This window comes from Variovorax sp. OV084 (genome assembly GCF_900111625.1).
In the GTDB taxonomy this organism is placed as follows: Bacteria; Pseudomonadota; Gammaproteobacteria; order Burkholderiales; family Burkholderiaceae_C; genus Variovorax.
Map to the genome: position 1 here is coordinate 226651 of NZ_FOII01000006.1, position 12242 is coordinate 238892.

Below are 12242 nucleotides of genomic sequence, written 5' to 3' on the forward strand. Positions count from 1 at the left end.
TCACGCCGGCTCCTCGTCAAGCGGCAAGGCGCTGCGCGCGCGGGCGAGCCCTGAAGCCCACGAGCGGCAGCATCCTGCCGTGCTCGCGCGACGACTGGTGCTCGCTCGACGATTCCCCCGTGGACCGGTGCTCGCAGGACGAACAGGAGCCATGGATCTGCACGTCGAAGGTGCCCGCGAGCGGCAGGCCCTTGCTCTGGGCCACGCGCACCAGCGCCTCGTGAAGCTCGCGGTCCTGCACCTCGGTGAACGTGCCGCATCCGTTGCAGCGCATGCGCACGCTCAAGGCGTCGGCATCCGCACCGGGCGCGGCGTAGCGGAACACCGCCAGCGCACCACCGCGGCTGCGCGCCCATTCGCGCTCGACAAGCCCCGAATGTTCGAACTCCTTGAGGATGCGGTAGACCGTGGTCAGGCTGGCCGAGGTGCCGCGCAGCAGCATGCGGCGAAAGACTTCTTCACCGCGCTGCCATTCGCTGCCCGCGTCCGCCAGCGTCTGGAGCACGCACAGCCGGACCACGGACGGCCGGATTCGCGCCGCCCGCAGTTGCGACATGAACACCGGCCGCTGCGTATCGTTGGTTTGCGGGCCGTCGGTCATGCAGCAAGACTCTCCAGGTGGGCGCGGGGCCGGTCGTCCGCGATGCGGCCGGCGCTCATGGTGATGATGCGGTCGGCCAGGTGGAAGTAGCGGTCGTCGTGCGAGATCACCACCAGCAGGTGCCCCTTGGCACGCAGCTCGGGCAACAGCTCGGTATAGAACAGGTGGCGGAAGGTCGGGTCCTGGTCGGCGGCCCATTCGTCGAACACCAGCACCGGGCGCCCCTCGAGGTAGGCGTGCACCAGCGCCAGTCGCTTGCGCTGGCCGGTCGACAGGTCCGTGGTGGTGAACGCACCGTTCTTCAGGCTCACCTTGTGTGCGATTTCCAGGCGCTCCAGGTAGGGCAAGGCGCGCTGCGGCAGCACCTGCATGCTGGCCTCGCCCTGCTCTTCGTCCGGGCCGGCTGCGAGGTCCTCGAACAGGTAGAAGTCGGAAAACACCGTGGTGAAGAGCTGGCGGTAGTCGTCGCGGCGCTCGGGGCCCACCGGGGTGCCGTCGATTGCCACCTCGCCTTCGTGCGGCGCGTACAGGCCGAGCAGCAGCTTGATCAGCGTGGTCTTGCCGGAGCCGTTGTCGCCCACCACGAACACCATCTCGCCGCGGCGAAGCCGCAGGTCGATCGGCCCGAGCGCGAAGGCCTCGCCGCCCTCGGGCGCATCGAAGGCATAACGCACGCCGCGCAGTGCGATCTCGTGCTCGAACTTCAGCTCGCTGCCGGCATGGCCGACGTGCAGGTGCGGCTCCGGCGTGGCGAAGCGCGCCGACAGGTCGGCAATGCGCCGGAATGCGACTCGCGCGCGCCCCACGGCAGGCAAGGCACCGGCGATCTGGTCCATCGGCCCCTTGAGGAACAGCAGCACCAGCACGAAGCCGCTGAGCACCGCGGGCTCGGTCGGTCGGAACGAGGCCCAGCCCAGGATCAGCGCGATCAGCAGGAAGAACAGGCCCGAACCGAATGCGGCGGCAATGACGAAGGTGTTGATCGCGCGCCCGTTGACCGTGCGGATGTTGTCGACGATGCGCTCGATCTGGCCGCCGAACATGCGCTGGCGGCGCACGCGGTGCATGCGCAGCTCCTTGGCGCCCTCGCTGATCGCGCGGTAGGCCTTGTGCAGCTGGTCTTCATGTTCGCGCGCCTTCCAGAAACCGCTCACCCCGCGGAACTGCGCCATGGCCTGCACCGTCGCGCCGATCGCCAGCGCCACCAGCAGCACACCGAACAGCGGCAGCGACAGGTAGGCCAGGTAGGCCAGGCAGCCGAGCGCCGTGACGCAGGCGATCAGCGTCGCGGACAGCGCGAATGCCACGTCGCTGACCATGTCCACGTCCTGCGACAGCACCGGCATCAGCCTGTGGGTGCGGTAGCGCTCCAGCGCATCGATGGGCGCCGAAAGGATCTTCTGCGCCAGGCTCTTGCGGACCTGCGCGACCACCCGCTGGCCGACGAAGTTGGTCGAGACATCGGACACCATGCGCCCGAACAGCGCCACCGCGCACAGCCCGATGAACGTCAGCAGCAGGCCGCCGGACAGGCCGCCCTGCCGGTTGAGCACCTGGTTGATGGTGCTCAGCAGCGCGACCGTGGCCGCGCCCGCGCCGATGCCCATGACCGCCGACAGCAGGATCCACGGCAGGAACGGCTTGAGCAGGCGTGCGAACTCGCCGTCGGGAGCGGGGGCAGTTGTCATGCAAGAACTCTTTCCGCCCTTGGGCGACTGGGGTCCGGCGGCATGGGCAAGCCCTGCCGCCGGACGCGAAACGGATGGATGCACCCCTGCCGCGCCGACTGGGCTACAGGGCTGCGGGCGGCAACGGACCGCCTGTACCCCACTTGACGGGTGGCCCGCGCAAATGTTCACGCCGCGCGGCATGAACACCTGCGCGGCCCATCCGTCCTAGCTTCATGCCCCCTGCAAACCGCTGCACCGCTGGCGCCCCCTCTTTCGCGACGACGCCATGATCGCCATGCTGGAACCCCTGTTCCAGGGCAACCTGGCGCCGCACGGCGAGGCGCTGCAGTGCGCGCCGCAGCCGCCCGCGGGCGCGCTGCGCGTTGCCGACCTTGTGCACTCGCCCGAACTGCTGGGCCGTGTGCTGCGTCTGCATGCGTCGCACCTGGGGGTCGAGGGCAAGGACCTGCGCGCGGTGGCTTCGGCCTGGAGCCTGGACTACCTCGGCATGCTGCTGCCGCCGGTCGCGGCCGCGGCCAGCGTGCTGCAGCATGGATTTCCCGTTGCCGCCGAGCAGGTCTGGGTGCGCCTCGGCCCGCACGCCCACCCACTGAGTTTCCACATCCGCGAACTGGGCCAGCCGCAACGCGGCGCGACCACCGAAGAACGCTACTCGGCGCTGCTGCGGCAGCACCTGGAGCCGCTGTTCTCTGCGCTGTGCCGCCTGACGGGCATCGCCGCCAAGATCCTCTGGGGCAACGCGGCGCGCAACCTCGAACCGGTGCTCGACCAGGCGCTTGCGTTGACCGGCGGGTCGCCGCCGATCGCCGGCGACAGGCAGCAATTGCTGCACAACCCCGCCTGGCCGGCATGGAGCAACCCCCTGCCCGGCCGGCAACGCGAAATCCGCGTGCGCCTCGAGGGTCGCGAGCGGACCGTGAAGCTGCACCGCCAGTGCTGCCTCTTCCATCTGTTGCCACGCGAAGGCTACTGCGGCGCTTGCCCGCTGTCGCCGGCGCACCGCTGACAACGCCATCACGTCATCACGTCATCACTTCTTCCATCCACCCATCCATCGAGCGCATATCCATGTCCAAGGCAAAACTCGTCTACATCATGTCCCTGAGGAATGCGGCGGCCGACAAGGCCGGCCAGTACATCGACTACAAGGGCGGGCAGCGCTACATGAAGTCCCCGCTGGAGTACCTGGCCGAGGCACTCGAGCGCACGCCGCTGGGCGATGCCTACTCGCTGGAGGCCGTGCTCTTCGACGACGACGAGGGCTCGCCGCGCGACCGCCAGGCGCTGCAGGACTACGGCTTCGGCTTCGATCCGGCCCGCCAATGGATCTACCCGGGCGACCTGCAGGTGCAGGGCCGCCGGGCCAACGACATCTTCCACAACGTACCGTCGACCTACCGGCGGCTGCCGCTGGACGCGGCCGCCGAGCGCGCAGCCGGAAAGAAGGAGTTCGAGCAGCGCCTGCTCGAGCGGCTCACCGCGCTGGAGGCTGACCTTGTCGTGCTCGACGGCCTGCTGGTGATCCTCGACCAGCTGGCGCGCCCCGAAAGTCCCTTCTTCCGCCGGATCGTGAACATCCATCCGGGCATCACGCGCCTGGAGTCGCCGTTCGAGCGCCGCGGCGCCTGGGCCACGCTCGACGCGCTGTACGGCGCCAAGGGCCAGCGGGTGGTCGACTGGCGCACGCGCGAGACGGTCGCGATCGAGCCGGTGCTGAAGACCGGCGCCTCCTTCCACTACGTGGACACCGGCATCGATTCGGGCGAAGTCATCTTCGACGTGCTGGGCACCGACATCGACCCCGCGGACACCATCCTCGAGCTGCGCTGGAACAACTTCAACCGCAGCCTCTTTCCCGCGCTCCACCAGGGCCTGGCCCTGATGGCCGAGACCGTGGAAGCGTGAACATCCCGCGCCGCCGAGCGTCTTCTTACACACGGCCCAGGGTGGGCTGCCGCATGCGGCGCGCCGCCCTCCACCACAGGAGTTGATTTCAATGCCACACGTCCATGATCTGGTCGGTATCGGGTTCGGCCCGTCCAACATCGCCCTGGCCATCGCCCTCGACGAAAAACGCCATGCCGGCCGGCCGCTCGACGCGCTGTTCATCGAGAAGCAGCTGAGCTTCGCCTGGCACCCGCACATGCTGCTGGACCACGCGCACATGCAGATCTCCTTCCTGAAGGACCTGGCGACGCTGCGCAACCCGACCAGCCGCTTCACCTTCATCAACTACCTGCACGAAAAAGGCCGGTTGACCGACTTCGCCAACCTGAAGAGCTTCTTCCCCAGCCGCCACGAGTTCAACGACTACCTCTCGTGGGCCGCCGAGCAGTTCGAAGACGCCTGCGCCTACGGCGAAGAGGTGTTCGAGGTGCTGCCCGAAGAAAAGGGCGGCGAGGTGGCCCTGCTGCGCGTGCGCTCGCGCAACCATGCGGGCAAGCTGGTCGAGCGGCTCGCGCGCAACCTCGTGGTCAGCATCGGCGGCATGGCGAACATCCCCGACGGCTTTCGCACGCTCCGGAACGACCCGCGCGTCTTCCATTCGAGCAGCTACCTGCAGGACATCGCACAGCTGCCGGACGCCCGCCGCATCGCCGTGGTGGGCGCGGGGCAAAGCGCGGCCGAGATCTTCATGGACCTGCAGGGCCGGCCCGGCGCGCCGCAGGTCGACCTCGTCACGCGCTCGCGCTCGATCCGCCCGGCCGACGACAGCCCCTTCGTGAACGAGATCTTCAACGCCGAGTTCACCGACTACACCTTCAGCCGCTCCGACGAGGAACGCGCCGCGCTGCTCGACGAGTTCTGGCATACCAACTATGCGGTGGCCGACCTGGAGCTGATCCAGCAGATCTACAAGGCCTTCTACCAACAGCGGGTGACCGGCGGCAACCGCCTGCGCTTCCTGCGCCGGCACGACATCCGCAACGTCATGGCCGACGACCAGGGCGTGCACCTCACGCTGTGGGACCAGAACGCCCTGCGCGAGCACGCCCTGCGCTACGACGCCGTGGTGCTCGCCACCGGCTATGTCCGGGAGCACCACAAGGCTCTGCTCGCGCCGCTGGCGGGCTATCTCGGCAGCTACGAGGTCGACCGGCACTACCGCGTCCTGGCCACGCCCGACTTCCATCCGGCCATCTACCTGCAAGGCGCCTGCGAGGATTCGCATGGCCTGAGCGACACCCTGCTGTCCGTCACCTCGGTCAGAACCGGCGAAATCGGCAGCGCCCTGCTGGCCACGCCGGCCGGCGCGGCAGTGCACCTCCGGCCGGAACCCGAGGCCGTCCAGAACTGAAATTCCGGCGCCGCACCCGGCGTACTAAAGATTTGTGCAGGGAGAGTGTCTCTGTTTGATGAGTTCGAACGTCTTACTCATAGATGCGCCAGAGACCGGAAGTTGGGCCGGCATCCGCACCTGAATGTGAATGCGTCGTAATTCAAAAACTGGAGTTGTTCTTTTATGCGTCCCCTGCCTCGTCAACATCTGCTGAATGCCGCGCTTGCCGCGGCGTTCGGTTCCGTTCTCACCGTCTGGGCCCCGCTGGCTTCAGCGCAAGCGCAGGCTTCCGGCCAGGCCGTGGCGCAGGTGTTCGACGTGAAAGTGCCGTCGCAGGCACTCGGTGCAGCGCTCAACGAGCTCTCGCGCCAGACCAGCGTGCAGGTGTTTGCTGCCGGCGAGGTGGTCGCGGGCAAGAACTCGCGCGCCGTGCAAGGCAAGCTCACGGTCGATCAGGCCCTGGGCCAGATGCTCGCCGGCACCTCGCTCGAGGCGACGCGCGCCGCCAACGGCAGCTTCACGATCCGCCGCACCGCCGACCTTGCCAGCTCCCAGGGCACTCTGCCCGCGGTGCAGGTGGTGGCCAACGCCGACGAATCGCCCACCGGCCCGGTCACCGGCTACGTGGCCCGCCGCAGCAGCACGGCCACCAAGACCGACACGCCGGTGCTCGAAGTGCCGCAGTCGATCTCCATCATCGGCCGCAATGAAATGGAGGCGCGCGGCGCGCAGGACGTCATGGAGGCCATTCGCTACACGCCTGGCGTCACGACGAACACGTACGGCCCCGACAACCGTGGCTGGGAATACATCCTGCTGCGGGGCTTCAGCACTTCCGCCAACGGCGTCTATCGGGACGGGCTCGCCCAGCCGGCGTTCGGCCCCACCTACTACCTGAGCGAACCGTATGGGCTGGAGCGCGTGGAGGTATTGCGCGGCCCGTCGTCGATGGTGTTCGGCCAGGGCGACGCAGGCGGCATCGTCAACCGCGTGAGCAAGGAGCCGACCGGGGAGAAGAGCCGCGAAATCGAACTCCAGTACGGCAGCTACCAACGCAAGCAACTGGCGTTGGACCTCGGCGACAAGATCGGCAACAACACCGATCTGAGCTATCGCCTGGTTGGCGTAGGCCTCGACAGCAACGACCAGGACAGATACCCCGACGGTCACAAGCTGAACCACACGCGCACCTACATCGCGCCTTCCGTGCGCTGGCAGCCCAATGCAACGACCTCGTTGACCGTCTTTGCGGAGTACCTCAAGAACAACACGTCTGAAGACCCGTACTACCTCACCCAGGACTACGTTCTCTACCCCGTGAAGGTGGGCGACTACAGCTTCGGCCAGCTCAAGCAGAAACAGGCCGCCATCGGCTACCGCTTCGAAACGGCCCTGAACGACACCTGGACCCTCCGCCAGAACTTCCGCTACAGCAGGATCGACTTGAACAGGCGAGCGGTCTGGGCCGGCTCGCTCGGCGATGACCAGCGCACGCTCTCCCGCGTTGCCAGAAGCTGGAACGACCCCGTGAACCTGGCAACGCTCGACACCAACGTGCAGGGCAAGCTGCAGTACGGCTCCGTCCAGCACACGGTGCTGCTCGGTTTCGACTACACCGACCAGAACGGCAAGCAGCGGCGTTTCCGCGGCGCGGCACCAGACCTCGACGTGCTCGCACCCGTCTACGGCCAAGCCGTGGCAACGCCCACCATCCCGGTGACCGATCTGTCGCAGTCGACGCGCCAGATCGGCATCTACGCCCAGGACCAGATCAAGTTCGGCGACAAATGGGTCTTCACCGTCGGCGGCCGCCAGGATCAGGTACGCCAGAGCACCAGCAACTACCTGAGCGAGACCTTCACCCGGAAATCGGACAGTGCGTTCAGCGGCCGGGCAGGCCTTAGCTACCTGCTCGGCAACGGCTGGGCGCCCTACATGAGCTACACCACGTCCTTCCTGCCCAACAGCGGCGTCGACGCGAACAACCAGCCCTTCGATCCCAGCCGCGGCAAGCAGGTCGAGGTCGGCGTCAAGTTCCAGCCCGAAGGCACGCGCACCCTGTTCACCGCCGCGGCCTTCGACCTGCGCAAGACCAACGTGGTCACCTACGACCCGGCAACCTCCGAGGGGCGCCAGATCGGCAAGCAGCGCTCACGCGGCATCGAGCTGGAGGCCAAGGGCGAGCTCGCACCGGGCCTGAACATCGCTGCTGCCTACACCTGGCTGGACATGAAGGTGCTCGCCAGCGCCGATCCGGACGAAGTCGGCAAGATCCCGCCGCTCGTGCCCAAGCAGTCCGCCTCGGTGTGGCTCGACTACACCCTGGGCAACGGCCTGGGCTTCGGCGGCGGCGTGCGCTACATCGGCAAACGCCAGAACGACGAGTACAACACCACGTTCGAACGCGGCGTGACGCTCGTCGATGCGGCCGTGCACTACGAAACCGGCCCGTGGCGCTTCGCGCTCAACGTCTCCAACCTGGCGAACAAGAAGTACAACTCGATCTGCTACCACGGCGAGTGCTACCAGGGCACCCTGCGCGCGGCGACCCTGACCGCCCGGTACAAGTTCTGATCGATCAGCCTCGCCCCCCGCGTGAATGCGGGGGGCGAGGCCATCCATCAGCGCGCGCCTGCTGTCTCCCTGTCCTGCGCATCGCACATGGCCGCATGCAGATGACTCAACATCGCAGCGTGGCGCACGATGCCCTGATGGTCGGCATCCACTTCGACTGAAGCACGCGCTTCGCCGTCGAACTGCGACAGGAGCGCGGCCTTTTCCGCAGCCGCTCTCCCCTTCTTCCACCAGAAATGCGGCGCCACGTTCAGGCGCGGGAACGCGGCGATCTTTTCCGTGATCGCGTTCATGCGCCTGGTTGCAATGATCCCCTGGACGATGTCGGCCGTCTTCATGCTCATGCCGGCCGCGGCCACGATTTCTTCGACAGCGTCGCGCACGGTCTCGTCCGATGCTGAGCGGATCGGTTCGAACCTGTCGAGCATCGCGTCGACGGCTTCGCGGCCCATGCTGCCGTTCGCGGTGTCCAGAACGAAATCGCGGAAGTCCTGATACCAGCCGTCCGGATCGAAGCTCTCGTCCAGCAGGAAACTGTCGACCATGCCGAGGAAGGCGACCTCCACGCCCTCCTGCTCCAGCAGGCTGGCGACATGCACTGCAACAACCGCCCCCAGTGACCAGCCGACGATGCCAACGGCACCCTGCGGCCGCGTCTTGCGGATGAGATCGACGTAGTACCGGGCCATCTGCCCGATCGACTCCAGCCCGGTGATGTCGTCCGTGTAGCTCAGGCCGTAGACGGCACGCGAGTCTTCCAGGTGGTGCGCCATCGGCCGATAGTCGACCGGATGGCGCAGCCCGGGCGGCACGCAGAAGAGCGGCATCGCTTCTGCCGGCCCGGCATACGCGTTCAGCAACTGGACAGGCTGCGGAGTCGCCCCGATATCCAGCTGTGCAACCAGCCTGGCGATCGTCTGCTTCTGAAGCAGGTCCTGCAGGGAGATCTTCACGCCCAGCGCACGCGACTTGTTGATCCTGGCCAGCAGCCTGAGCGCGACAAGGGAATCGCCACCGAGCTCGAAGAAGTTGTCGTGGCGCCCCACGTGCGGCACGCCCAGCACCTGCCCCCAGATCGCTGCCAGTGCGCCCTCCACCAACCCCTGTGGCTCTTCGCCTGCCCGGGCCTCTCCGAACTCCGGCGCCGGCAACGCCTTGCGGTCGACCTTGCCATTGGCGTTCAGCGGCAATGTATCCAGCACCACCAGCGCCGCCGGCACCATGTAGTCAGGCAGCGCCGCGGCAAGACGTTCACGCAACACGGCTGTCTCGATGGCCTGCCCGGCGTGGGCGGAGACGTAGCCCACCAGTCGGGCTCCGCTTGCGGCATCTCGTGCCACCACCACCGCTTCGCGCACTTCGGGCTGCGCCAGGAGTTGCGCCTCGATCTCGCCCAGCTCGATGCGGAAGCCCCGCACCTTCACCTGGTGATCGATGCGGCCCAGGTACTCCAGTTGGCCCTCCGCATTCCAGCGAACGAGGTCGCCCGTGCGGTACAGCCGGGCGCCATCTTCCGTCGCAATAAAGCGCTCTGCGGTAAGGGCCGCCCTGTTGAGATAGCCGCGCGCAAGGTTGACCCCGCCCAGGTACAACTCTCCAGCCGCTCCTGCAGCTACCTGGTTGAGCTCCGCATCCAGCACATGCGCCTGGGTGTCGCTGATGGGTCGTCCGATCGGCACCTGGCTCCGCCCGTCATCCCGGCAGGTCCAGTGCGTCACGTCGATCGCGGCCTCGGTCGGGCCATAGAGGTTGCAGAGCACCGCCTGCGGCAGCCGCCTGAACACTTCGTTCTGTGCTTCGGCCGACAGGGCCTCGCCACTGCACACAATGCGCCGCAGACTGGTACAGGCCTCGATGCCCTCGTGGGCCAGGAAGGCCTGCAGCATCGAGGGCACGAAGTGCAGGATCGTGACCCGGTGCTGCCCGATCAAAGTTCGCAAACGTGCCGGGTCGCGGTGGTCGCCCGGAAGGGCAACCGCCAGGCGAGCGCCGAACATCAAGGGCCAGAGAAACTCCCACACCGACACGTCGAAGCTGAAGGGAGTCTTCTGCAGCACGGTGTCGTCCGCACCGAGTGCATAGGCTTGCTGCATCCAGGCAAGGCGGTTGTACAAGGCGCCATGACGGTTGGCGGCGCCCTTCGGCTTTCCGGTGGAGCCGGAGGTGTAGATGACGTAGGCGAGATTCTCGCCGCTCAACGCAATCTGCGGATTTGTCTCGGATTCGGCGCGAACGTCCAGCATGTCGAACGACAGCACCTGCACGGCCTCGGTGCCCGGCACGGTGAGATGGCTCTGCGTCAACACCAGCCCGATGCCGCTGTCGGCCACCATGTAGGCCAGCCGGTCCGCCGGGTAGTCCGGGTCCAGCGGCACGTACGCACCGCCTGCCTTCAGGATCGCCAGGATCCCCACCACCATCTCGATGGAGCGCTCCACCGCGATGCCCACCTTCGCCTCGGGCCTTACGCCAAGGCCGATCAGATGATGTGCGAGACGGTTCGCCCTCGCATTGAGCTGCGCGTAGCTCAGCGTCTCTTCGCCGAAGCTCAAGGCCGGCGCATCCGGGGTTCGTTGCGCTTGCCCTTCGATCAGCCGATGCACCGGTGTCGCGTTTTCATGGCGCTGCGTGTTCACACCCCACGCCGCGAGTTGCGCGCGCTCCGCCGCGCTGCAAAGATCGACACCCGAAAAGGCCTGCCCCGGATCGACCGTCAATGCCTCGAGCAGGCGCACGTACCAGCCTGCCAGTCGCGCCACCGTCGCCTCGCCGAAAAGGCCCGTGTTGTATTCGATCTGCGCGTGCGCCCGCGTCGGTTCGATGAAGAAATCCAGTGACAGGTCGAACTTGGCGCTCGCATTGCGGGTACCGATCTCCTCCGTGCGCGCGTCGCCGAACGCGAGGCCGGCAGCGCTGTCGCCCATCTGCACGCCGAACATCACCTGGAACAACGGATTGCGCGATGCGTCGCGCTTCACGTTGCGGCTGGCCAGCAGCGCCTTGAGGGGAAGATCCGCATGCTCCAGCGCGGACAACGAATCGCGCCGCACCCGTCGGCAGATTTCGAGCAGCGTGGCGCGCGGCTCGAGCCGCGCCCGGAACACCTGGGTCGTGATGAAAAAACCCACCAGATCGCGCACCTCGTCGCGATGGCGACCGGCATTGGCCACGCCGACGGCAAAGTCGTTCTGGCCGCTGTACCAGCCCAGCAGCATCTGCCACGTCGCGAGCAGGACCACGAAGGGCGTGCACTTTTCCGTGCGGCAGAACTTCTGCAACGCCACGGCCAGTGCAGGCTCCAGCTCGAAGCGATGCACGGCACCGTCGAAGGTCTGCCGCGAGGAACGAACCCCGTCCAGCGGCAGTTCCAGCGGCGGCACGTCGGCACCCAGATGGGTGTTCCAGTAGTTCAGCTGCGTCGCCAGGGCCTCGCCCTGCAGGCGTTCCCGCTGCCACAGTGCGTAGTCGGCGTACTGGACCGGCAAGGCCGGCAACCGCACGGCCGCGCCCGCGGCCAATGCCAGGCGGTAGGCTGAAGCGAGGTCTGCCGCGAGGATGGGGTTGGACCAGGCATCCGACACGATGTGATGCAGACAGACCGTCAGCACATGCTCTTCGTCCGACAGCCGGATCAACCTCGCCACCAGTGCGGGCGCGGCGCCCAGGTCGAACACGTGCAGGGCCATCTCGCTCGTCAGCGCATCGACACGCGCCTGCCGCACGGCCCCGGACTCCAGGGACAGGTCGAACCGCTCCAGCACGAACGTCACGTCCCGCACCATCTGCTGCATGGGCACGCCGTCTTTCTCGAAGAAGCGGGTGCGCAGGATGCCGTGGCGATCGATCACGGCCTGGAACGCCCGCTCGAGCGCATCCGCATCCAGCGGGCCCTGCAGGCGGAGCATCCTCGGCAGGTTGTAGGCCGTCAGCCCCGGCTCCAGGCGCTGCAGGAACCAGAGCTGCTCCTGCGCATGGGACAACGGCACCTCGTCGCCGTTCGACACTCGACGGCGGATTTCGTCGTCTTCCTCCGCCCACTCGTCTGCTGCCGAAATCCGCTGCGCCGCATCGGTGATGTTCATCACTGTTCCATCCT

The 12242-nt window shown here is 67.1% G+C and carries 7 protein-coding genes; 4 read left to right on the forward strand and 3 right to left on the reverse strand.

Going from position 1 to position 12242, the window contains the following annotated elements:
* Positions 1–16: 16 nt before the first annotated feature.
* Together BMW87_RS18390 and BMW87_RS18395 are read right to left on the reverse strand one after the other, a co-directional pair.
* Complete coding sequence (locus BMW87_RS18390; RefSeq protein ID WP_093077839.1) at positions 17–601, reverse strand: Fur family transcriptional regulator; 585 nt, start codon at positions 599–601, stop codon at positions 17–19.
* Positions 598–2289, reverse strand: a complete 1692-nt coding sequence (locus BMW87_RS18395) for a cyclic peptide export ABC transporter (RefSeq protein WP_093077841.1) — start codon at positions 2287–2289, stop codon at positions 598–600. The genes BMW87_RS18390 and BMW87_RS18395 overlap by 4 nt, the downstream gene beginning before the upstream one ends.
* Before the next feature lie 268 nt (positions 2290–2557).
* Here BMW87_RS18395 and fhuF point away from each other — a divergent pair, with 268 nt between their 5' ends.
* The 4 genes from fhuF to BMW87_RS18415 all read left to right on the forward strand — a co-directional run bounded on the left by fhuF (position 2558) and on the right by BMW87_RS18415 (position 8146).
* The gene (gene fhuF / locus BMW87_RS18400) at positions 2558–3298 is read left to right on the forward strand and encodes a siderophore-iron reductase FhuF (protein WP_093077842.1); all 741 of its coding nucleotides are present in this window, start codon (positions 2558–2560) and stop codon (positions 3296–3298) included.
* A gap of 62 nt (positions 3299–3360) precedes the next feature.
* Entirely contained in the window at positions 3361–4197 is an 837-nt protein-coding gene (locus BMW87_RS18405; RefSeq protein ID WP_093077844.1) for a formyl transferase, read from the forward strand.
* 91 nt (positions 4198–4288) lie between these two features.
* Positions 4289–5590, forward strand: a complete 1302-nt coding sequence (locus BMW87_RS18410; RefSeq protein ID WP_093077845.1) for a lysine N(6)-hydroxylase/L-ornithine N(5)-oxygenase family protein — start codon at positions 4289–4291, stop codon at positions 5588–5590.
* Between the two features lie 165 nt (positions 5591–5755).
* On the forward strand, positions 5756–8146 hold the full coding sequence (locus tag BMW87_RS18415; protein WP_093077847.1) for a TonB-dependent siderophore receptor: 2391 nt from the start codon (positions 5756–5758) through the stop codon (positions 8144–8146).
* 47 nt (positions 8147–8193) lie between these two features.
* On the opposite strand, the gene BMW87_RS18420 is transcribed toward BMW87_RS18415, so the two are convergent.
* Positions 8194–12228, reverse strand: coding sequence for a non-ribosomal peptide synthetase (locus tag BMW87_RS18420; RefSeq protein WP_177192799.1), 4035 nt, complete (start codon positions 12226–12228; stop codon positions 8194–8196).
* Between the last annotated feature and the right edge of the window lie 14 nt (positions 12229–12242).